Raw genomic sequence first — 21,599 nt, forward strand, 5'->3', positions numbered from 1 at the left:
GTGTGGTGGGTCGGGGCCGTGCCGGGGGGTGTCCGTCCTCGGTCGGGCGGTGCTGTGGGCTGGGGTTGTGCTCGGTGTCGGACGCCCGCCGCTGCGGGCGGACACCCCCCGGCACGTCCCCTTGCCGCCGTACGCGCCTGACGACGCCCACGACTGCATACGGCTCTTGCCGTCTGGCGCCCGCTGCAACTCCTCAGGGGCGCGGGGAACTGCGCGACCAGCCCCCACTCACCCGCAGACGCCATACGACCTCACCCGGCCCCCCGCGGCGCGCCCCGCGGAGCCCCCCGGGGCGGATGCGGCTGTTCGGGCGTACGGTCGAAGGCATGCGCATTGTCATCGCTGGTGGTCATGGTCAGATCGCGCTGCGGCTGGAGCGGCTGCTCGCCGCGCGCGGGGACGAGGTAGCGGGGATCATTCGCCGCTCGGAGCAGGGCGACGACCTGCGGGAGGCCGGTGCCGAACCGATCCTGCTGGACCTGGAGTCGGCCTCGGTCGAGGAGGTCGCGGCGCATCTGCAGGGCGCGGACGCGGCGGTCTTCGCGGCGGGCGCGGGCCCGGGCAGCGGGGCGGCCCGCAAGGACACGGTGGACAAGGACGCGGCGGTGCTGTTCGCGGACGCGGCGGTCCGGGCGGGCGTACGACGCTTCGTCGTCGTGTCGTCCATGGGCGCGGATCCCCGGCACGAGGGCGACGAGATCTTCGACGTGTACCTGCGCGCCAAGGGCGAGGCGGATGCATATGTCGGCGGCCTGGACGCCCTGGACTGGACGATTCTGCGCCCTGGCGCGCTGACGAACGACGCCGGCAAGGGCCTCGTGCGTCTGGAGGCGCACACGGGCCGGGGCGCCGTTCCGCGCGACGACGTGGCCGCCGTACTGGCGGAGTTGGTGGACACGCCGGCGACGGCCGGGCTGACGCTGGAGCTGATCAGCGGGTCGGCGCCGGTGTCCGTGGCGGTGAAGTCGGTGGCGGGGAACTGAGGATGGCTGCCGAGGGGGTGCCGGGCGCGCAGCAGGCGCTGCTGCGGCGGATGTACGAGGTCTTCTCGACCGACGAGCGGGACGCCTTCCTGGCGCAGTGCCTGGCCCCGGACGTGGACTGGCCGAACATGCTCGACGGGGCCCGGCTGCACGGTCATGAGGCGGTGCGCGCGTACTGGGCACGGCAGTTCGCGGCCGGCCATCCCCTCGTACGGCTGGAGGGGCTGCGGCTCGGCGGGGACGGCGAGGCGGTGGTGGCGACCGTACGGCCCGGGATGCGCGACGCGTCGGGTGAGCGATGGGCGGAGGACACGGTCGAGCACGTGTACCGGTTCGGTGGGGACGGGCTGGTCGCGCGGATGGATGTGCAGGCGGGGCCGTAGCGCGCGCTGTTGCTCAGAACAGGGGCAGCTGGCCGGGTACGACGGGGACTGCGTACCCGTCCAACGACGGCTGGGCGGCTCCGAGTTCCGCCTGGCGGCGGGAGCCGGGGCAGGAGACGAGTCGCCCGTTCTCGCGCGCGCCGGGCGGGTCGTGCCGGGCGAAGCGGCCGGCGACGACGGCGATCTCGCGACGGCATTCGGGGCAGTGCCTGCGACGGGTGGACATGGAGTCAGTCTGCCCCGGCCGGGAGTGGTTCGTGCATCTCGGGCGGGCGGCTGGGCCAACCGGGGTTGGCGGGTACGAGGGCAAGGTGCCGTGGGGGTCGGGGACGTCGAGGGTTGTTTCGTATGGGTCGCGGTCGTGGGCGTCGCGGTCGTGGGCGTCGCGGTCGTGGGCGTCGCGGTCGTGGGCGTCGCGGTCGTGGGCGTCGCGGTCGTGGGCGTCGTACCCCAGTGGGTCGTACCCCAGTGGGGGTCGTACTCCCGCCCCCGTTCCTCCATATCAGCGTCACAAAATCTGACCATACTTGCTTAAGTCAATCAACTGACTTAGCTTTGGTGTGTCGCGCTGTACCCGACGCCCACACGGAGGCCCGACCCATGTCCCATGCACTTCCCCGCCCCGCCGACGACACGGAGACCGCAGCGTCGCGGGCCGGTGTCATCGTGGCGGTGCTGGCCTTCGGCGGGATCGTGGTCTCGCTGATGCAGACCCTTGTGATTCCCATCGTCCCGGAGCTCCCGAAGCTCCTGAACGCCCCGGCTTCCGACACCGCCTGGGCCGTCACCGCCACGCTGCTCGCCGCCGCCGTCGCCGTCCCGATGATGGGGCGGCTCGGTGACATGTACGGCAAGCGCCGCATGCTCCTGCTGAGCCTGGTTCTGCTGGTGGCCGGCTCGGTCACCGCCGCCCTCAGCGACTCCCTGACGCCGATGATCGTCGGCCGCGTGCTGCAGGGCACGGCGGGCGGCGTGATCCCGCTCGGCATCAGCATCATGCGCGACGAACTGCCCGCCGAACGGCTCGGTTCCGCCACCGCCATGATGAGCGCCTCGCTCGGCGTCGGCGCCGCCCTCGGCCTCCCCGCCGCCGCACTGATCGCCGACAACTTCGACTGGCACATGCTGTTCTGGAGCTCGGCCGCCATGGGCGTCGTAGCGCTCCTGCTGGTTCTGCTCCTGGTGCCCGAGTCCAAGGTGCGCACCGGCGGCCGCTTCGACCTGGTCGGCGGCATCGGCATGGCGGCCGGACTGGTCTGCCTGCTCCTCGCCATCTCCAAGGGCGGCGACTGGGGCTGGGGCAGCGGCACGATCCTCGGTCTGTTCGCGGCGGCCGTCGTGGTGCTGCTGGTCTGGGGCTGGTGGGAACTGCGCACCGAGCAGCCGCTGGTCGACCTGCGCACCACCGCACGCCGCCAGGTGCTGTTCACCAACCTGGCCTCGATCGCGCTCGGCTTCGGCATGTTCGCGATGTCCCTGGTCCTTCCTCAGCTCCTGCAGTTGCCTGAGGCGACCGGCTACGGTCTCGGCAAGTCGCTCCTCACCGCCGGCCTGGTCATGGCCCCGTCCGGCCTGGTGATGATGGTCATCGCCCCGGTGTCGGCTGCTCTGTCGAAGGCCAAGGGCCCGAAGGTCAGCCTGATGCTCGGTTCGCTGATCGTGGCGGCCGGTTACGGCCTGCAGATCCTCCTGATGACCGAGGTCTGGCAGTTCGTCCTGGTCTCCTGTGTCATCGGCTCCGGCATCGGCTTCACCTACGGCGCGATGCCCGCGCTCATCATGGGCGCCGTGCCGCCGTCCCAGTCGGGCGCCGCCAACAGCCTCAACACCCTGATGCGGTCCATCGGTACGTCGACCGCCAGCGCCGTCGCCGGCGTCATCCTGGCGCAGATGACCACCGACCTCGGCTCGGTCGCCCTGCCCTCCGAGAACGGCTTCAAGACCGTCCTGGCCATTGGTGGGGGTGCGGCGCTGCTGGCCTTCGTGATCGCGGGGTTCATTCCGCGCCGGCAGCCGGCTGAGGCTGCGGGTTCTGCCGCGGGTTCTGCCGCGGGTTCTGCTGGGGGTTCTGCTGGGGCTCCGTCTCCGGTGGCGGCGGCTGCGTCCGGTGCGATGGCTGCCGTAGCCACTGGTGAGGCGGCTGCGTCCGGTCGTACGGGCTTCGGTGTTCCGTCCGGGTCCGGCGGTACGACGTCGGAGCGGGCGGCGGTATCGGCCTCCGTCGCGACGGCCGAGGGCGACGAGGGTGTCGGAATCGCGGTGAGCGGGCGGGTCCTGGGGGCGGAGCGCGTACCGATGGCCGGTGCCGCGGTCACGCTGATCTCGCTCGGTGGGAAGCAGCTGGGCCGGTCGGTCTCGGGCGGCGACGGATCGTACGGCGTGGCGGCGCCCGCCGCCGGTTCGTACGTCCTGATCGCCTCCGCCGACGGCTACCAGCCGCAGGCCTCGACGATCGTCGTCGCCGACGACGCGCCGGTCACGTACGACGTCCTGCTGAGCGGCACCAGCGGCCTCACCGGTGTCGTGCTGTCCGCCGACAGCGGGGCCTCGGTCTCGGATGCCGTGGTCATCGTGACCGACGTCCGCGGGGAGGTCCTGGCCACCGGACGCACCGACGTGCTGGGCGAGTTCACCATCACCGACCTGGTGCCCGGGACGGTGACCCTGGCGGTCAACTCCCCCAAGCACCGGCCGCTGGCCCTGCAGGTCGAGATCGGCGGCGTCGGGGTCACGCGCGTGGAGATCGAGCTGCGGCCCGGGGTGCATGTGCGCGGCACGGTGCGCGGGTCCGGCGCCCCGCTCGGCGACGCGCTGGTGACGCTGGTGGACGCCGCGGGCAACGTGGTCGCCACGACCACGACCGGCCTCGACGGGGCGTACGCCTTCTCCGACCTGGACGGCGGCGCGTACACCGTCATCGCGACGGGCTACCCGCCGCGGGCGGCCGGGGTGACCGTCTCCGGTGGCGATGTGGACGACCACGACATCGAACTGGCCCACGGCGGCGAGTAGTTGGGGGGCTGGTCGGCTTCGGCTGAACCCGCCCCCCACGGTGGCGAGTCGTTCGGGGGCGGCCCGGCTCCGGATAACCCGCGCCCACAACGGCCAGTCGCTCTCGGACGGGCCGGCTTCGGCGAACCCGCGCGCACGGTGGCGAGTCGTTCGGGGGCGGCCCGGCTCCGGCTAACCCGTGCCCACAACGGCCAGTCGCTCTCGGACGGGCCGGCGTCGGCGAACCCGCGCGCACGGTGGCGAGTCGTTCGGGGGCGGCCCGGCTCCGGCTAACCCGTGCCCACAGCGGCCAGTAGTTCGCGGACGGCTCGGCTCCGGCTAATCCGCGCCCACAGCGGTCAGTCCTTCGCGGACGGCTCGGCTTCGGCGAACCCGCGCCCGCGTGGGTGCGGGTTCGCCGGACCCCGGCAACAAGAAACCCCGCACGGAAGAGAGACGACATGGCACTCACCGCACGGATCCGCACCCGGGACGGCTGGGCCGTGTCCCACGCGGTGGTCACCGTGACCGACATGACCGGCACGCAGATCCTGCGGACCGAGGCCGACACCGACGGCAAGGTCGAGGACGGCACTGCCCTCGCCCCCGGCCCCTACACCGTGATCGTCACCGCGGTGGGATACGCACCCGCAGCGGCGACGGCACTCGTCACGGCGAGCGGTCGTGCCGACGTCGGCCAGGTCGTCCTGGGCCGGCAGGCGGGAGGTCTGGGGCGCGAGGCAGGGGCCGAACTTCCCCCGCCGGGTCCGTGGACCATCGACCCGGCCCACTCCTCCGTCGGAGCGGTCGCCCAGCACCTGGGCATCTCCAGCGTGCACGGCCGTTTCACCGACTTCGGCGGGCGCGTCGAGATCGCCCAGGACGTGGAGAAGTCGCGAGTCGAGGCGGTGATCCGCACGGCCTCGATCGACACGGGCAACGGCATGCGCGACGACCATCTCAGGTCGCCCGACTTCCTGGACGCCGAGCGATACCCGGAGATCACGTACCGCTCGACCGGCTTGACGCCCGCCGGCGCCGACCGCTGGACGGTGCGCGGAGAGCTGGGCATGCACGGCGTCGTACGCCCCGTCGACCTCACCCTCACCTACCTCGGCACCGGTCCTGACCCCTGGGGCGGCACCCGGGCCGCCTTCCGCGCCACGACCGAGCTGCGGCGCGAGGACTTCGCCATGGACTACAACCAGGTCCTTCAGGCGGGTATTGCGGCGATCGGTACGACGTTGAGGGTGGAGTTGGATGTCCAGACGGTTCAAGGGGAGATGCTTCCGCAGCCGTGATCGGGGCCAGGGGGGTGGGTGCGGGTTGAGGGTTGGGGGTTGAGGATTGGGCTGGGGCTGGGGCTGGGTCCGGGGCTGGCGCTGGGCGAGTGCGTATGTGTGTCGGAACTCCGGCTGTCAGCCTGGCCGTTGTCCGATCAGGCCCAGCACCTCGGCGGTGGTCCGAACGTCGCCGAACGATCGATAGATCGTGTGCAGCGCCGCGTTGTGGTCCTGGTCGCGCCGGGCGGCGTTCGCGTCGGCGACCATCAGCACGCGCAGGCCTGTGGTGGCCGCGTCCCGTGCCGAGGACTCGCAGCAGACGTTGGTGAGCGTGCCCGTGATGAGGACGGTGTCGACATCACGATCCGCCAGCAGGCCCGGCAGCGGCGAGCGGCCGGGGAAGAAGGCGCTGTACGCGGTCTTCTCGACCACCAGATCCTCGGGCTGGACATCGAGGGCGTGCCACAGACGCGAGCGCAGCGGGCCTTCACCGCCCGTCGCGGCGTACATCTTGCTGACCATCGGTCCGTAGAACTCGTCGGTCACGCCCCGGAGGGGTGCCTGGTGCGCAGGCACCACCCAGGCGACCAGCCCGCCCGCGGTGCGCAACGCAGCGGCGATGCGGCCGATGTTGGGCACGATGCCGCGGACGTACGGATTCGCCTCGGCGAAGAAGGGCACCATGTCGATCACGATCAGCGCGGTGCGCGCCGGTTCGAGGTACTCGTACGCGTGCCGCCTGCCGCGTCTCTCCTCCTGCCGCGCGTACTCCCTGGGTTCGATCCACCACGCGTGGGTCCTGGAGTCGGCTTGCATGCGTTTCCCTCGGTCGGCCTGCCATGACGGGGACGAGCCTGCCCTCCGCCGTTGACAACTACGCCGACCCGACTGGCCTGCTCCGTGTCGTGCTCAGGGTGCTTTGTTTGGATCACGCGTCCATGGGGTGCCTGGCCCATCGGAGGACGTCCGTTTCCGCTTCCGCCGGAAAGATCGTCCCGGAGCACGCAAAGACCCCCTCCACCCTGCGTTTCCGCAGTTCGGAGGGGGTCTTTCTCAGCGTGGCGGCGCCAGGGTTCGAACCTGGGTAGGCTGAGCCGGCAGATTTACAGTCTGCTCCCTTTGGCCGCTCGGGCACACCGCCGGGGTTGCTGCCCTTCGAACCGTCTTTCGGCGGTGCTCCGTGGCAACGACGTAAACAATACCCGATAGGGAGGGGTGCTTCGCCACCCGATTGATCAGCGCTCGGGGGACCCGGGGTGGCTAGGCTTATGCGGATGCGGCCCGGGACCACGCCGGGCTCGGCGGCCACCCCACGTACGCCGATACGCACCCGATACGCACCCGATACAAGGAGCCACAGGACATGGCCGACTCCAGTTTCGACATCGTCTCGAAGGTCGAGCGGCAGGAGGTCGACAACGCCCTCAACCAGGCCGCCAAGGAGATCTCGCAGCGCTACGACTTCAAGGGCGTGGGTGCCTCGATCTCGTGGTCCGGTGACAAGATCCAGATGGAGGCGAACTCCGAGGACCGTGTGAAGGCCATCCTCGACGTCTTCCAGTCCAAGCTGATCAAGCGCGGCATCTCGCTGAAGGCGCTGGACGCCGGTGAGCCGCAGCTGTCCGGCAAGGAGTACAAGATCTTCGCGTCCATCGAGGAGGGCATCTCCCAGGACAACGCGAAGAAGGTAGCGAAGATCATCCGCGACGAAGGCCCGAAGGGCGTGAAGGCCCAGGTTCAGGGGGACGAGCTGCGGGTCAGCTCGAAGAGCCGTGACGACCTGCAGACCATCATCGCCCTGCTGAAGGGCAAGGACTTCGACTTCGCGATCCAGTTCGTGAACTACCGGTAGGACATGCCGGTGGGGACGACGGTCCGTCGCACGAGGAAGGGTGGGCACCTGGCCGGTGCCCACCCTTCTCGCCTGCTGGCTGCGGTTCGGGGGTGTGCTCAGTCGCGCGAGTTGCCGAACAGGAGGCGGTAGCCGATCAGAAGGACGAGCGAGCCGCCGATCGCCGCGGCCCAGGTGGTGCTGTCGTAGAAGTTCTTGGTGATCGGGTGGTCCAGCCAGCGGGCCGATATCCAGCCGCCGATGAACGCGCCCGCGACGCCGATGACGGTCGTACCGATGAAGCCGCCCGGGTCACGGCCCGGCAGCAGGAACTTGGCGATGGCTCCGGCCAACAGCCCCAGGATGATCCAGCCGATGATGCTCATGCCCTGAACCTGCCCTTCCGCGCTGTGCCTGCACTGTCCCGACACTGTGATCTACGTCCGTACGGGCTGTGCTCGTGCGCAAGCCCATGGGTCGTACGTCGGACTCGTGCGACCTGCTTGTTGTGCGGGTGTTCTCGTCGTGTTGATGAAGAGGACGTCACGGCTGCGTCTGGCGGTTGCACGGATCAGTAGGGTGCGGCACATGACACGTTCCGATGCCGAGCTGCGGCGCACTCTGGGAGTGGGAGACGCCGTCGTCATCGGGCTCGGTTCGATGATCGGGGCCGGGATCTTCGCCGCTCTCGGGCCTGCGGCGCGTGCGGCCGGGTCGGGACTGTTGCTCGGGCTCGCGGTGGCCGCCGTGGTCGCCTACTGCAATGCCACTTCGTCCGCGCGGTTGGCCGCCCTGTATCCGGCCTCCGGCGGCACGTACGTGTACGGGCGGGAGCGGCTCGGGCCGTTCTGGGGTTATCTCGCGGGCTGGTCGTTCGTGGTCGGGAAGACGGCCTCCTGTGCGGCGATGGCTCTCACGGTGGGGGCGTACGTGTGGCCGGGGCAGGCTCACGCCGTGGCGGTCGCGGCCGTGGTGGCGCTGACCGCGGTGAACTACGGCGGCGTCCAGAAGTCCGCCTGGCTGACCCGGGCGATCGTGGCGGTGGTCCTGGCTGTCCTCGCTTCCGTGGTGGTCGTGTGTCTGGGGTCCGGGGAGTCCAGCGCCGGACGGCTGGACATCGGGGCGTCGAGCGGCGTGAGCGGGGTGCTGCAGGCGGCCGGCCTGCTGTTCTTCGCGTTCGCGGGGTACGCGCGCATCGCGACCCTCGGTGAGGAGGTGCGGGATCCCGCGCGCACCATCCCCCGCGCGATCCCTCTGGCTCTGGGCATCGCGTTGGCGGTGTACGTGTGTGTGGCGGTGGCTGTCCTCTCCGTGCTGGGGGCCGATGCTCTGGGGCGCGCGGGCGCTCCGCTGACCGAGGCGGTGCGGGCGGCCGGGGTGCCGGGGCTTGTGCCGGTGGTGCGGGTGGGTGCCGCCCTGGCCGCGCTCGGCTCGCTGCTCGCCCTCATCCTGGGCGTCTCGCGGACCACGCTGGCCATGGCCCGGGACCGGCATCTGCCCGGCGCGCTGTCCGCCGTACATCCGCGGTTCCAGGTGCCGCATCGGGCCGAACTGGCCGTGGGCGCGGTGGTCACGGTCCTGGCCGCCACGGTGGACGTGCGGGGCGCGATCGGGTTCTCCTCCTTCGGTGTGCTCGCGTACTACGCGGTGGCCAACGCGTCGGCCTGGACTCTGGGGTCGGCTCCAGCGGTGCGGGTGGTACCCGCGGTGGGGCTGCTCGGGTGCGTGGTGCTGGCGTTCGCGCTGCCGGTGGTCTCGGTGGTCGTGGGTGCGGGGGTGCTGGTGGTGGGGGCCGTCGCGTATGGCGTGCGGCGGTGGGCGGCAGCCCGGTAGGGCGGAGGGCTCGAGGGCCATGGGTGTCCAGGGCTGCGGTGGGGCGTGCGCGTGCCACCTGGGCCCGTGCCGTTCAAGAGGTGGTCACCCCCACGAGACGGTCACCCACTGCGCACGGTGAGCCGACGGCCTCGCGCGTGCCGTCCGCAGCAGCCGATACGTCGGCCGTATTGGGAGCCCTGACCCTCAGGACGCCTGTACAGGCGGCGCCGTTCGTATGTGGAACTCGGTCCAAGGGGCCATCTCCAACTCCTCGTTCGTCTCCTCGTACCAGCCCGCGCCGTCGACCCAGGCGCGCAGCCAGTCCGTGAGGGTGGGGGCGTCCACGAACCAGGCATGGTCGGAGTCGTGGGCGTTCGGCTCGAACAGCAGGACGGTGGCTTGCGGGCTGTGGCAGTCCACGCACGCGTACATCGCGCAGCCCCAGTGCGATATCGGCAGAACGCCTTCAGGCCATGGCCAGTCGGGGTCCTTGCGGCCGCTCTTGCGGTTGGCGAGGTACTGCACGACGGCGGCGGGTTCGCCGGCGGGAGGGCTGTCCAGCAGGGGCAACAAGCCGTACTCCGGGCCGAATCCGCCGTCTCCTATCCGCAGGTAGAGGTCGGCGAGCAGCGGAGGCAGGCGGAAGCCCAGGGCGGCCTCGGCCCGGGCCAGGGTGGGTGCGTCCACCGGCTCGGGGAGGGAAGTCCAGCCCCACGGGCGGGTGTTGCGGGCATTGGCCGCCACCCGTGTCAGCAACTGCTCGCTCTCGGTCATGGGTTCATCATGCAGGGCGGCACTGACAATCGGTGGGCCTGTGGACAACCTCCGGGCTGTGGAGAACGTGCGGCCCGACCGGGGCCGGCGAGACGGTCAGGCCAGGCAGCCAGGCAGCCAGGCGAGACGGTCAGGCGAGGTGAACCTCGACACCCTTCTCGGTCAGGAACGCCAGGAGTTCCTCGAAGAGCGGCGAGCTGTGGTCGGTGTGCGGGTTCGCTCCGAGGCAGGTGCGGGCGACGTCGGCGTCGTGCCAGACCAGGGTGAGGGGCGGGGCGGCACCCCAGCGGCCTCTCAGGCAGTCGTTGAGGGCGTCGAAGCCCCAACCGAAGTATCCGCCTGGCCCGTTCACCGCCTCGCCCATCGCGCAGAAGAAGCCCGGTCCGTCGGTGATGTGGCGGCCGTCGAGGTCGTACGTGGTGCCGGAGGGCTGGTCCTGACGGCCGTAGACATGGTTTTCCCGGGCCGTGTTGAGCCAGAAGCGGCGCTCGTCGGTGGTGCACCGCGCCCAGCGGTTGGGCTCAGCAGGGCGTCCCGCGCCCCACAGCTCCCACACCTCGCGGGCCGCCAGCGGCGGGCGCTCCGACCACGGGTCGAGGGTGAGGTCTACCAGACCGCGGCCCCGGGCGGACGGAATCCAGGCACGCAGCTCGCCTTCGGCCGCGGACTGCACGGGGCGGCCGTACGAGTCGATGCGCAGGACCTTCGCATGGCCGAGGTCCTCCTCCCCCGCGTCCATCGCCGCGCGCAGGGCTCCTTGTGGGGAGCAGCCCAGCAGGCGCAGCGGGGGTTCTAGGGGCTCATCCCGGTCCTGCCGTACGCAGGCCAGGTCGCGGCAGGTTCCCTGCGGTTCGCCTTGCGTGCCCAGGAGGCGGAAGCCCGGGGACAGCGGTGGGCGCTCGGGATAGCCGAAGGGGTTGTCGTCGGGTTCGCTTCCCTCGACAGTGACGTCGCGCAGTGACAGGTCACGGGCGCAGGGGCGGTCGCCGAGGACACGTACGTCTTCGAGGTACCACTCTCCGACTGCCGTGCCGGACTTGTCGAGGATCTCCAGGGTGAGGGAGCCGAGCGGGGCCGAACCCTCGGCACGCGCGCGCGTGAGGGCTGTGCGCAGTTCGCCCTCGGGTGCGCAGCCGAGGAGTTCGTACGTCTCCGGGGTGGGCGGAGGAGGGTCGGCGAAGAGGTCGCCGGCGTCCTCGCACAGGGCCCATGTCTCCTCGTAGCCGTCCTGGCCCTCGAATTCGGCTTCTCGGTCGTACGACAGCAGGACGTACTTCGGTGCCCCCACCCCCCGGCCCGCCCGTCAGCGCGTCGCGAACGGCTCGTCGGTGGGCACGATTTCGCGTCCCAGGGGGAACAGGGAGACGGGGATCAGCTTGAAGTTGGCGATGCCGAACGGGATGCCGATGATCGTGACGCACAGGATGAGGCCGGTGACGATGTGGCCGATGGCCAGCCACCAGCCCGCGAGGACCAGCCACAGGACGTTGCCGACGCAGGAGGGCGCGCCGGCGTCGCGGCGCTCGACCGTCGTGTACCCGAAGGGCCACAGGGCGTAGACGCCGATGCGGAAGGCAGCGATCCCGAACGGGATGCCGATGATCGTGATGCACAGCAGCGCGCCCGCGGCCAGGTAGCCGAGGAACAGCCAGAAGCCGCTCAGGACGAGCCAAATGACGTTCAGGATGGTTTTCACTGTGGGGGACCTGCCATCTTCTCGAGCCGGGCGATGCGCTCCGCCATCGGCGGGTGTGTCGAGAACATCTTGGAGAGTCCCTGGCCTGGGCGGAAGGGATTCGCGATCATCATGTGGCTCGCGGTCTCGATCCGGGGCTCGGGGGGCAACGGGAGCTGCTTGGTGCCGAGTTCGAGCTTGCGCAGGGCGCTGGCGAGGGCGAGGGGGTCGCCGGTGAGCTGGACGCCGGACGCATCCGCCTCGTACTCCCTGGAGCGGCTGATGGCCATCTGGATGAGGGTGGCGGCGATGGGCCCCAGGAGCATGATCATCAACATGCCGAGGAGGCCGGGTCCGTCATCGTCGTCGGAGCGGCCGATCGGGATCAGCCAGGCGAAGTTGACCAGGAACATGATCACGGAGGCGAGGGCACCGGCGACCGAGGAGATGAGGATGTCCCGGTTGTAGACGTGGCTGAGCTCATGGCCGATGACGCCGCGCAGCTCGCGCTCGTCCAGGATGCGCAGGATGCCTTCCGTGCAGCACACTGCGGCGTTGCGCGGATTGCGGCCGGTCGCGAAGGCGTTGGGTGCCTCGGTCGGGGAGATGTACAGGCGCGGCATGGGCTGGCGGGCCTGGGTGGAGAGCTCGCGGACCATCCGGTAGAGGGCCGGGGCCTCGAACTCACTGACCGGGCGGGCGCGCATCGCGCGTAGAGCCAGCTTGTCGCTGTTCCAGTACGCGTACGCGTTGGTGCCCAGGGCGATCAGGACGGCGACGACGAGCCCCATACGGCCGAAGAAGCTGCCGATGACGATGATGAGTGCGGACAGTCCCCCGAGGAGTACTGCGGTCCTGAGCCCGTTGTGCCGGCGGTGCACGGTACGCCCTCCAAATCGTGCAGCAGGGGGACCCTTTGCTTGCTGATCTCCGATGTCTCCGAGCCACTGGTGCCGTGGTGGCACATCCAGTGGACCCTCACGTTTTGGACAACGCCAGGCGAGGACCGCTAGTTCCCTTGTGCGTACGGCGGCCCGCGTAGGCCGTCCGTGTGACGGCTCAGAAGAGTCCGGTGTCGGTGAAGCGCAGGACCAGCTGGGGGGCGCCCGAGAGGGCGATGCCGATGACGCCGGTCAGGGCGATCGCGACGGTGAGCGGGGCGGGGACGCGGTGCCCGGCGGGTTCACCCTCGGGGGCCCGGAACAGCAGGGTCGTCCACTGGAGGTAGTAGAACAGCGCGATCACGACGTTGACGGCCATGACCACGGCGAGCCAGCCGAGGCCCGCGTCCACGGCCGCCGAGAACACGGTGACCTTGGCGAAGAGGCCGATGATTCCCGGCGGCAGTCCGGCCAGGCAGAGCAGGAAGAAGGCCAGCAGCAGGGCGGCGAACGGGTTGCTCGCGTAGAGGCCGCGGTAGTCCGTGAGGCGGTTCGCGGGCCTCGTACGGCCCACCAGTGCGACCACGGCGAAGGCGCCGAGGTTCATGGCGGCGTACATGAGGGCGTAGGCGACCGTGGAGCCGATGGACCGCTCGGCGTCGTCGGAGTACGCGGCGGCGGCGATCGGGACGAGGAGGTAGCCGGCCTGGCCGACGGACGACCAGGCGAGCAGGCGTACCGCGCTGTACGCGCGTGTGGCCTGCTGGCGGAGGGCGCCGACATTGCCGACGGTCATGGTGAGGGCGGCCAGTACGGCGAGTGCCGGGCCCCAGACGTCGGCGTACGACGGGAGAGCGACGACGGTGATGAGGATCAGGCCGGAGAAGCCGACCGCCTTGCCGACGACCGACAAGTAGGCGGCGATCGGAAGCGGCGCCCCTACGTAGGTGTCCGGCACCCAGAAGTGGAAGGGGACGGCGGCCGTCTTGAAGGCGAAGCCGATGAGGGTGAGGACGACGCCGGTCTGGGCGAGGGTGTGGAGCTGTCCGTCGACGTCCTGGATGCGGTCGGCGATCTGGGTGAGGTAGAGGGTGCCGGTGGAGGCGTACACGAAGCTGATGCCCATGAGGCTCACCGCGGTCGCGGTGACCGAGGACAGGAAGAACTTCAGGGCCGCTTCGGAGGACTTCTTGTCGCCGTGCCGGATGCCGACGAGGGCGAAGGCGGGCAGGGAGGCGACCTCCAGGGCGACGATCAGGGTCGCCAGGTCGCGGGAGGCGGGCAGGAGGGCGGCTCCCGCGGCGGAGGAGAGCAGCAGGAACCAGTACTCCCCTTCGGGGAGTCCCTTGTCGGCGTCCTTGAGGGTGGTGACCGACAGGAGGGCGGAGAGGAGGGCGCCGCCGAGGACCAGGAACTGGATGACGAGGGTGAAGCGGTCCGCCGTATAGCTGCAGACGTCGGCGTCGCCGGTCAGGCAGAAGGTGCTGCGGTCGCCGTCCAGGAGGGGCAGCAGCAGGAGGGCGGAGGCGGCGAGGCCCGCGACCGACAGCCAGCCGAGCAGCGCCTTCTTGGCGTCGCCGACGAACAGGTCGGCGACCAGGACGACGAGCCCGACGACCGCCGCGATGGTGGGCGGCGCGATGGCGAGCCAGTCGACGGACTGGACGAGGTTCGCGGCCAGCGGCTGGGCCACGGCGGCCATGGTGCTCATCGGGTGCCTCCTGCGAGGAGCTGCTGCACGGCCGGGTCGGTCAGGCCGAGCAGGGCCTTCGGCCACAGGCCGGCTACGACGGTGAGGGCGACGAGCGGTGTCCAGGCCGCGAACTCGTACGTGTGGACGTCGGCGAGCCGCGGGGCTTCCTGCGACACGGCGCCCATGCAGACGCGGCGGACCACGACGAGCATGTACGCGGCCGTCAGCAGCGTGCCGAACGCGGCGATCGCCATGAAGGTGAGGAAGGCGGGGCGGCTGAGGTCTTCGGCAGGCTTGAACGCGCCGAACAGCGCCAGCATCTCGCCCCAGAATCCGGCGAGGCCGGGCAATCCGAGTGAGGCGACGGCGGCGAAGGCGAGCAGGCCGCCGAGGCGCGGGGCCTTGCCGTACAACGCGGCGCCGGTCTCCTCTGCGAGGGCGTCCAGGTCCGTGGTGCCCGTACGGTCCTTCAGGGCGCCGACCAGGAAGAAGAGGAGGCCGGTGATGAGGCCGTGGGCGATGTTGGCGAACAGGGCGCCGTTCACGCCGGTCGGGGTCATCGTCGCGATGCCGAGCAGGACGAAGCCCATGTGACCTACGGAGGAGTACGCGATGAGGCGCTTGAGGTCGCCCTTCGCCCCCTGCTTGGCAAGGGCCAGGCAGGCCAGGGATCCGTAGATGATCCCGACGACGGCGAAGGCGGCGAGGTAGGGCGCGAAGGTGCGGAAGCCGTCCGGAGCTACGGGAAGAAGAATCCGGACGAACCCGTACGTACCCATCTTCAGCAGGACGCCGGCCAGCAGGACCGAGCCGACGGTCGGCGCTGCGGTGTGGGCGTCGGGCAGCCAGCTGTGCAGCGGCCACATCGGCGTCTTGACCGCGAGCCCGATCCCGATCGCCAAAACGGCGATGACCTGCACGGATGTGGTCAGCGACCGGCCGTTGTCAGTGGCGAGTGCCACCATGTCGAATGTGCCCGCCTTGAGTCCGATCAGGAGCAGGCCGAGCAGCATGACGACGGAGCCGAGCAGCGTGAAGAGGATGAACTTCCAGGCAGCTTCGGTCCGTTGCTCACCGCCCCAGCGGGCGATGAGGAAGTACATCGGGATGAGGACCATCTCGAAGGCGAGGAAGAAGAGAAGCAGGTCGAGGACGGCGAAGCTCGCGAGGGTGCCGGACTCGAGGACGAGCAGCAGGGCGACGAAGGCCTTCGGGGACGGGCCCGCGGGCATCTTGAAGTAGGAGTAGAGCGCGCAGAGGAAGGTCAGCAGCGCGGTCAGGACCAGAAGGGGGAGGGAGATGCCGTCGATGCCGAGGTGGATGCGCACGTCGAGTGCGGGGATCCAGCTGATGTCGGTCGTGGCCTGCATCTTCGACGGATGGTCGTGGTCGAAGCCGAGCGCGAGCACGACCGCGGCGATGAGAACCGCGCCGGTCACGGTCATGCCGTGCCGCAGGACCGCCTGCTCGGGCGATTTCCCCTTCAGCCCGGGCGGGGCCGGCAGGAGAGCGGCGGCGGCGCCGATGAGCGGGCCGACGACGACAAACGCCAGAAGGAACTGCATCACGGACTCGTTGATATCGATCACGCCTGCTCACGCTCCCGTGGCGACGAGGACGACGGCGACCGCGAGGACGACGGTGCCGGCGAGCAGCGCGCTCACATAGGTCTGCAGATTGCCGGTCTGGGCGCGCCGTACGGCGATGCCGAGCCAGCGGGGTAGGGCACCCGCGCCGCGTACGTAGGTCTCGACGACCTCGCGGTCGAGGAACCGGACGAGGGTGGCTCCGGCCTGGACCGGGCGGACGAACAGGGCCGTGTACACGGCGTCCAGGTGGAAGCCGCCGGCCGCGTGGCGGTGCAGCGGGCCGAGCAGGAGGCGGCCCGGGTCCGCCGGGTCGGGCGCCGAGGCCACGTCTCCGTACGCGGGAGCGTGGCTGGCGATGGCCTCGGCCTCGACTCGGGCGGCGTCGCCCTCGGGGTGGGCCGCGACCGCACCGATCGGAGAGTGGGCCGCCACCGACGCGGTGTACCGCCAGGCGCCGTAGGTGACGATGCCGCCGACCAGGGCCACGCCCGTGCCGAGGACGGAGGTGGTGAGGGTCGGAGCGAGGTCTCGGCCGTCGAACCAGTCGGGCAGCACGCGGTAGGCGAGCCCGCCGAGGGCGAGGGACGGGACGGCGAGAACCCACAGCACCACGGTCATGGTGAGGGGCTGCCTGCCGTGGTCGGGGGCTTCGGTGCCCCTGCCACGAAAGGCCAGCAGCCACAGGCGCATCGCGTACGCGGCGGTGAGCAGGGCGGTCAGCAGGCCGGCGACGAGGATCGTCCAGCCCGCCACGCCGGGGGCGTGCTCGGTGTGGCCGGTGGCGACGTGCTCGGCGGCGCCGAGGACGGACTCCTTGGAGAAGAAGCCGCTGAAGGGCGGGATCGCGGCGAGGGCGAGGAGCGCCACGGTCATCGTCCAGTAGGCGTCGGGGACGCGGGCGCGCAGGTCGCGCATGCGGGACATGGCGGCCAGCGAGTTGGTGCCGGCGGCGTGGATGATCACGCCGGCCGCGAGGAAGAGCAGCGCCTTGAAGGCGCCGTGGGACAGGAGGTGGAAGACGGCGGCACCGCGGTCGCCGACGGCGAGGGCGCCGGTCATGTAGCCGAGCTGGCCGATCGTCGAGTAGGCGAGGACGCGCTTGATGTCGTCCTGGGCGAGGGCGGCGAGGCCGGAGCCGACCATCGTGACGGCGGCCATGACGGCGAGGACGATCATCGCGGCCTGGGAGGCCTCGAAGACCGGGAGGAGACGGGCGATGAAGTAGACACCGGCGGCGACCATCGTCGCGGCATGGATCAGCGCGGAGACGGGTGTGGGACCCGCCATCGCGTCGGGGAGCCAGGTGTGCAGCGGGAACTGCGCCGACTTGCCCGCGACGCCCGCCAGGAGCAGCAGGGCGATGAGCGTCGGGTGGTCGAGTCCGCCGTGGGTGACGGCGCCGAGGACCGTCGTGATGCGGAAGGAGCCGGCGTCGGTGGCCAGGGCGAACAGGCCGATGAGAAAGGGGACGTCACCGAGCTTGGTCACCAGGAAGGCCTTGATGGAGGCGGCGCGGGCCTCCGGGGTCTCCCAGTAGTGGCCGACCAGGAAGTACGAGCAGATGCCCATGATCTCCCAGCCGACCAGCAGCACGATGAGGTCGCCGGAGTAGACGACGAGCAGCATCGCGGAGGTGAAGAGGGCGACGAGAGCGGCGTAGGAGGGGTAGCGCGGGTCGTCGCGCAGGTAGCCCGTCGAGTAGATCTGCACGCAGGTGGCGACGAAGCCGACCAGGACGGCGACGAGGGCGGCGAAGCCGTCGATGTGCAGGGCGAGTTCGATCGGGACCGAGCCGGTGGGGGTGAGTTCGGTGGCGGCGTCGACGGCCTGGTCGCCGCCTTGGCGTACGGCGATCACTGCGGCCAGCACGAGGGCGGCGAGGGTGGGCAGGACGGCGAGCGGGCGGACGAAGCCGGGGGCCGTGCGGCCCAGGAGCAGGCCGGCCGCGGCGCCCAGGAACGGAAGGAGGGGGACGAGGACGGCGAGGGTGGTCGTGGTCACGCGGTGGCCTCAGCCTTCCCGGTCCGGTCGGCCTGCTCGGCCGTGCGGGCGTCGCTGTCGGGGCCGTCGGTCTCGTGGCCCTCGGCGGTGTCGCGGAGCTTGTCGATGTCGGCGGTACCGCGGTTGCGGTGGACGGCCAGGACGATCGCCAGTCCGATGCCGATCTCGGCGGCGGCGATGGCGATGGTGAACAGGGTCAGTGCCTGGCCGGAGTGCAGGGTCTCCTCGGCGGCCTTGCTGAGCCAGACGTCGAAGGCGACCAGGTTGAGGTTGACGGCGTTGAGCATCACCTCGACCGACATCAGGACCAGGATCGCGTTGCGGCGGGCGAGGACGCCGTAGAGGCCGGTGCAGAAGAGGAGGGTGGAGAGGACGGCGGGATAGGCGAGGTGCATCAGCGGCCGCCTTCCTGCTCGGCCGACTCAGTTCCCTTGACCGACCCATTTCGCTCGACCGGGTGATTGCGGGAATCCGGGACGGATGGGGAACTACCGGTCGCGGGTCGGGAGTTCACAGGGGGAGAGCTCTTCTCCGTCTTCGCCTTGCGAGACAGGACGATGGCGCCGACCAGGGCCGCGAGGAGCAGGACGGAGAGGGCCTCGAAGGGGAGGACCCAGTTCTGGAAGAGGCTCGCGCCGGTGGCCTCGGTGGAGCCGGCGGCGGGGCCGCCCAGGTCGATCCAGGTCGCGCGGAAGGCGTCGACGACGACCCAGACCAGGGCGGCAGCGGCGGCGACGGCCACGGCGAGGGCGGCCCACCGGTTGCCGGAGTCGGCGTCCGGGGAGCGGCCGATCGGGGCCTTGGTGAGCATCAGACCGAACAGAAGGAGGACGACGACGGAACCGACGTAGATGAGGACCTGCACCCAGGCGATGAACTCGGCGGTGAGCAGGAGGTACTCGACGGCGATGCCGCCGAGGGTCACCACCAGCCACAGGGCGGCGTGCACCAACTGCTTGGTGGTGACGGTGACCAGTGCGGCGCCGAAGGTGACCAGGCCGACGAGGAGGAAGGCGATCTCGACGCCGGTCGGGGAGAGGAAGCCGTGGGACTCGGCGGCGGCCGTGGTCATGGAGTGCGCTGCCGTCGCGGCGGCTGCGGCGGGGCTCACGAATCTCCCTCCTGTGGCTTCGGGGCGGGATCGGTGCTCGGCTTCTGAACGGGGCCGGGCTCGGCCGCCGGCTCAGAGGCGGGACCGGGCGCGGGCGGCTTCGGGGCGGGGCCGGGCGCGGGGTCGGTGTTCGGGTTCTGGGCGGAGCCGGGCTCGACCGCCGGCTTCGGGGCGGGGCCGGGGGCAGGACCAGGCGTGGGTTCGGCCACCGGCTCGGCCTGGGCCGCGGCGAGCTTCTCCGCACTCTTGCGGGCGGCAGCGATCTCCTTCGGTTCCTCCGCGCCGGGGTCGAGGGCAGGCGGGGCCGGGACGGTCCACATCCACTCGCGGAGCTTGTCGCGTTCGTGGGTGAGCTCGCGAATGTCGGTCTCGGCGTACTCGAACTCCGGGGACCAGAACAGGGCGTCGAAAGGGCAGACCTCGATGCAGATACCGCAGTACATGCACAGGGAGAAGTCGATGGCGAAGCGGTCGAGGACGTTGCGGCTGCGCTCGCGGCCGCCGGGGACCGCCGCCGGGACCGTCTCCTTGTGGGAGTCGATGTAGATGCACCAGTCGGGGCACTCACGGGCGCACAGCATGCAGACCGTGCAGTTCTCCTCGAACAGGCCGATGACGCCGCGGGTGCGGGGCGGGAGGTCGGGCTGGACCTCCGGGTACTGCTCGGTGACGGACTTCCTCGTCATCGTGCGGAGGGTGACGGCCAGACCTTTGGCCAGGCCGGAGCCAGGAATGGGGGCCATAGCTACTGGATCACCACCTTGACGATGCCGGTGAGGGCGATCTGGGCGAGGGAGAGGGGGACGAGGAGGGTCCAGGAGAGCCTCTGGAGCTGGTCCTCGCGCAGGCGGGGGTAGGTGACGCGGAGCCAGATCACGATGAAGGCGAGAACGGCCGCCTTCAGGAGGGTCCAGACCCAGCCCAGGCCGTCGGCACCCCAGGGGCCGTGCCAGCCGCCCAGGAAGAGGACGGTGGTCAGGCCGCACAGGACGATGATTCCGGCGTACTCGGCGAGGAGGAACAACGCGAAGCGGAGGCCGGTGTACTCGGTGTAGGCGCCGAAGATGATCTCCGAGTCGGCGACGGGCATGTCGAACGGGGGGCGCTGGAGCTCGGCCAGGCCGGCCACGAAGAAGACGATCGCGCCGACGATCTGCCAGGGCAGCCACCACCACTCGAAGGCGTCGAGGATGCCGGGGAGGGAGACCGTCCCGGCTGCCATCGCCACCGAGGCGGCGGTGAGGAGCATCGGGAGTTCGTAGGCGAGGAGCTGGGCGGCGGTGCGGAGGCCGCCGAGGAGGGAGAACTTGTTGGCGGAGGCCCAGCCGGCCATGAGCGAGCCGAGGACGCCCACGCCCATGACGGCGAGGACGAAGAAGACGCCCGCGTCGATGACCTCGCCGACGGCGCCCTCGCCGGGGCCGATGGGGATGGCGAGGAGGACCAGGAGGTACGGGAGGAGGGCCACTGCGGGGGCGAGTTGGAAGATACGGCGGTCCGCGCCCGCGGGCACGACGTCTTCCTTCTGCGCGAACTTCACGCCGTCCGCCACGAGTTGGGCCCAGCCGTGGAAGCCGCCGGCGTACATCGGGCCGAGGCGGCCCTGCATGTGGGCCATGACCTTGTGTTCGGTCTGACCGACGATCAGGGGGAAGGTGAGGAAGACGACGAAGACGATCAGGAGTCGCAGGGCGACGTCGAGAGCGTCGTTCACTGCGGGCCTCCTGCGGGGTCTTCGGGGGTCTGGTTCCGGGTGGAGCCGTGGTCGGGCTCGGGTTCGGATGGTTCGGATTCGGGATCCGGGGCCTCTTCGGAGGCGGAGGGTGCAGGGGGTACAGGAGGTGCCTTCTCGGGCTGCGGATCGGCCTCGGGACTCGGGGCCGGTTCGTCGGGCTCGAAGGCCGGGCGGGCGTGGTGCCAGGGGGCGTCCGGGCTGCGCGGGGCCGTGGCCGGCTTCCGGGTGGTGTCCTCGGTGGGTGAGGGTGTCCCGGCTTCGGCCGTGTCGTCGGTCGGCGTCGCCGGGTCGGTCGCGGCGCGCTGGCTCGCGGAGCCCTGCGAGGTGCTTCGGGACCGACGGGGGCCGGCGGGGGTGGCAGGGGTGGTACCCGTCTCGGTGCGCTGCGACGCCGAGCCCTGGCTCACGCTGCGGGCCCGGCGCCCGGCAACCGGGGCATCGGTGGCCGGGACGTCGGTGGCCGGGGCAGGAGCGGCGCTCGCCGGAGACTCGGTGGCGCCTTCGGGAGACTCCGAAGTACCCGCCGGGGACGGCGCGTTGGCGGCCGGTGGCGTCGAGTCTCCCGTCGGGGACTCAGACGCCGTGGGCGTCTGGCCGGCCGAACCCTCCGCCACTGTACGCGCGCGACGTGGACCGGCAGCAGGCGTTCCGGCAGCCGCCCCGGACGCCCCCACAGCCCCAGACACCTCCGCCCCGGACGCGCCCACAGCCCCAGACGCCTCCGTCTGGCTCGCCGAACCCCCCGCCGCCGTACGCGCCCGACGCGGACCGGCAGCAGGCGTCCCGGCAGCCGCCCCGGACGCCCCCACAGCCCCAGACGCTCCCGCCCCGGACACCCCCGCAGCCCCAGACAC

General features: G+C 70.9%; 22 protein-coding genes and 1 tRNA gene. 7 read left to right on the forward strand and 16 right to left on the reverse strand.

Features of this window, described 5'->3' with window-relative positions; all coding sequences use genetic code 11:
• The first annotated feature begins 326 nt into the window (after positions 1-326).
• Both IG08_RS0150730 and IG08_RS0150735 read left to right on the forward strand, forming a co-directional pair.
• Entirely contained in the window at positions 327-983 is a 657-nt protein-coding gene (locus tag IG08_RS0150730) for an SDR family oxidoreductase (protein ID WP_030620992.1), read from the forward strand.
• Positions 984-985: 2 nt separating this feature from the next.
• Positions 986-1,366: a nuclear transport factor 2 family protein gene (locus IG08_RS0150735; protein WP_030620993.1), complete on the forward strand. Its 381-nt coding sequence runs from the start codon at positions 986-988 to the stop codon at positions 1,364-1,366.
• Between the two features lie 13 nt (positions 1,367-1,379).
• Here IG08_RS0150735 and IG08_RS0150740 read toward each other — a convergent pair whose 3' ends face one another.
• On the reverse strand, positions 1,380-1,592 hold the full coding sequence (locus IG08_RS0150740; RefSeq protein WP_030620996.1) for a hypothetical protein: 213 nt from the start codon (positions 1,590-1,592) through the stop codon (positions 1,380-1,382).
• A gap of 90 nt (positions 1,593-1,682) precedes the next feature.
• On the opposite strand from IG08_RS0150740, the gene IG08_RS60465 reads away from it, so the two are divergent.
• The 3 genes from IG08_RS60465 to IG08_RS0150755 all read left to right on the forward strand — a co-directional run bounded on the left by IG08_RS60465 (position 1,683) and on the right by IG08_RS0150755 (position 5,658).
• On the forward strand, positions 1,683-1,901 hold the full coding sequence (locus tag IG08_RS60465; protein WP_030620999.1) for a hypothetical protein: 219 nt from the start codon (positions 1,683-1,685) through the stop codon (positions 1,899-1,901).
• 65 nt (positions 1,902-1,966) lie between these two features.
• Positions 1,967-4,378, forward strand: coding sequence for an MFS transporter (locus tag IG08_RS0150750; protein WP_030621002.1), 2,412 nt, complete (start codon positions 1,967-1,969; stop codon positions 4,376-4,378).
• Positions 4,379-4,818: 440 nt separating this feature from the next.
• Positions 4,819-5,658, forward strand: coding sequence for a YceI family protein (locus IG08_RS0150755; protein WP_030621006.1), 840 nt, complete (start codon positions 4,819-4,821; stop codon positions 5,656-5,658).
• Positions 5,659-5,775: 117 nt separating this feature from the next.
• On the opposite strand, the gene IG08_RS0150760 is transcribed toward IG08_RS0150755, so the two are convergent.
• Complete coding sequence (locus IG08_RS0150760) at positions 5,776-6,456, reverse strand: cysteine hydrolase family protein (RefSeq protein ID WP_030621008.1); 681 nt, start codon at positions 6,454-6,456, stop codon at positions 5,776-5,778.
• 243 nt (positions 6,457-6,699) lie between these two features.
• Positions 6,700-6,781 (reverse strand) — tRNA-Tyr (locus IG08_RS0150770).
• A gap of 222 nt (positions 6,782-7,003) precedes the next feature.
• Between IG08_RS0150770 and IG08_RS0150775 the strand changes: the two genes are divergently transcribed.
• Complete coding sequence (locus tag IG08_RS0150775) at positions 7,004-7,492, forward strand: YajQ family cyclic di-GMP-binding protein (RefSeq protein WP_030621013.1); 489 nt, start codon at positions 7,004-7,006, stop codon at positions 7,490-7,492.
• Positions 7,493-7,590: 98 nt separating this feature from the next.
• Here the strand turns inward: IG08_RS0150775 and IG08_RS0150780 are convergent, their stop codons facing one another.
• Positions 7,591-7,857 carry a GlsB/YeaQ/YmgE family stress response membrane protein gene (locus IG08_RS0150780; RefSeq protein WP_030621016.1) on the reverse strand — a complete coding sequence of 89 codons (267 nt, stop codon included), beginning with the start codon at positions 7,855-7,857 and terminating at the stop codon, positions 7,591-7,593.
• A 202-nt stretch (positions 7,858-8,059) separates the two neighbouring features.
• On the opposite strand from IG08_RS0150780, the gene IG08_RS0150785 reads away from it, so the two are divergent.
• A complete protein-coding gene (locus IG08_RS0150785) occupies positions 8,060-9,304 on the forward strand; it encodes an APC family permease (RefSeq protein ID WP_030621020.1) in 1,245 nt (414 codons plus the stop codon).
• Positions 9,305-9,490: 186 nt separating this feature from the next.
• Here the strand turns inward: IG08_RS0150785 and IG08_RS0150790 are convergent, their stop codons facing one another.
• From IG08_RS0150790 to IG08_RS56310, 12 genes are all read right to left on the reverse strand, one after another.
• Complete coding sequence (locus IG08_RS0150790; RefSeq protein WP_030621023.1) at positions 9,491-10,060, reverse strand: SMI1/KNR4 family protein; 570 nt, start codon at positions 10,058-10,060, stop codon at positions 9,491-9,493.
• 130 nt (positions 10,061-10,190) lie between these two features.
• A complete protein-coding gene (locus IG08_RS0150795) occupies positions 10,191-11,348 on the reverse strand; it encodes a barstar family protein (protein ID WP_030621025.1) in 1,158 nt (385 codons plus the stop codon).
• Between the two features lie 15 nt (positions 11,349-11,363).
• The gene (locus tag IG08_RS0150800; protein WP_030621027.1) at positions 11,364-11,756 is read right to left on the reverse strand and encodes a YccF domain-containing protein; all 393 of its coding nucleotides are present in this window, start codon (positions 11,754-11,756) and stop codon (positions 11,364-11,366) included.
• A complete protein-coding gene (gene htpX, locus IG08_RS0150805; protein WP_030621029.1) occupies positions 11,753-12,616 on the reverse strand; it encodes a zinc metalloprotease HtpX in 864 nt (287 codons plus the stop codon). The genes IG08_RS0150800 and htpX overlap by 4 nt, the downstream gene beginning before the upstream one ends.
• Before the next feature lie 178 nt (positions 12,617-12,794).
• The gene (locus tag IG08_RS0150810) at positions 12,795-14,318 is read right to left on the reverse strand and encodes an NADH-quinone oxidoreductase subunit N (RefSeq protein ID WP_030621032.1); all 1,524 of its coding nucleotides are present in this window, start codon (positions 14,316-14,318) and stop codon (positions 12,795-12,797) included.
• A gap of 5 nt (positions 14,319-14,323) precedes the next feature.
• On the reverse strand, positions 14,324-15,898 hold the full coding sequence (locus IG08_RS0150815) for an NADH-quinone oxidoreductase subunit M (protein WP_030621033.1): 1,575 nt from the start codon (positions 15,896-15,898) through the stop codon (positions 14,324-14,326).
• Between the two features lie 6 nt (positions 15,899-15,904).
• On the reverse strand, positions 15,905-17,899 hold the full coding sequence (locus tag IG08_RS0150820) for an NADH-quinone oxidoreductase subunit 5 family protein (protein WP_030621038.1): 1,995 nt from the start codon (positions 17,897-17,899) through the stop codon (positions 15,905-15,907).
• The gene (gene nuoK / locus IG08_RS0150825) at positions 17,896-18,294 is read right to left on the reverse strand and encodes an NADH-quinone oxidoreductase subunit NuoK (protein WP_030621042.1); all 399 of its coding nucleotides are present in this window, start codon (positions 18,292-18,294) and stop codon (positions 17,896-17,898) included. Before nuoK ends, IG08_RS0150820 begins: the two co-directional genes overlap by 4 nt.
• Positions 18,294-18,971, reverse strand: a complete 678-nt coding sequence (locus IG08_RS0150830) for an NADH-quinone oxidoreductase subunit J family protein (RefSeq protein WP_052425298.1) — start codon at positions 18,969-18,971, stop codon at positions 18,294-18,296. The genes nuoK and IG08_RS0150830 overlap by 1 nt, the downstream gene beginning before the upstream one ends.
• 35 nt (positions 18,972-19,006) lie before the next feature.
• Entirely contained in the window at positions 19,007-19,753 is a 747-nt protein-coding gene (locus tag IG08_RS0150835; protein ID WP_030621046.1) for a NuoI/complex I 23 kDa subunit family protein, read from the reverse strand.
• A 2-nt stretch (positions 19,754-19,755) separates the two neighbouring features.
• On the reverse strand, positions 19,756-20,724 hold the full coding sequence (locus tag IG08_RS0150840) for a complex I subunit 1/NuoH family protein (protein ID WP_030621049.1): 969 nt from the start codon (positions 20,722-20,724) through the stop codon (positions 19,756-19,758).
• Positions 20,721-21,152, reverse strand: coding sequence for a hypothetical protein (locus tag IG08_RS56310; protein ID WP_052425297.1), 432 nt, complete (start codon positions 21,150-21,152; stop codon positions 20,721-20,723). Before IG08_RS56310 ends, IG08_RS0150840 begins: the two co-directional genes overlap by 4 nt.
• Between the last annotated feature and the right edge of the window lie 447 nt (positions 21,153-21,599).

Source organism: Streptomyces fulvoviolaceus (genome assembly GCF_000718165.1).
GTDB lineage: Bacteria > Actinomycetota > Actinomycetes > Streptomycetales > Streptomycetaceae > Streptomyces > Streptomyces fulvoviolaceus.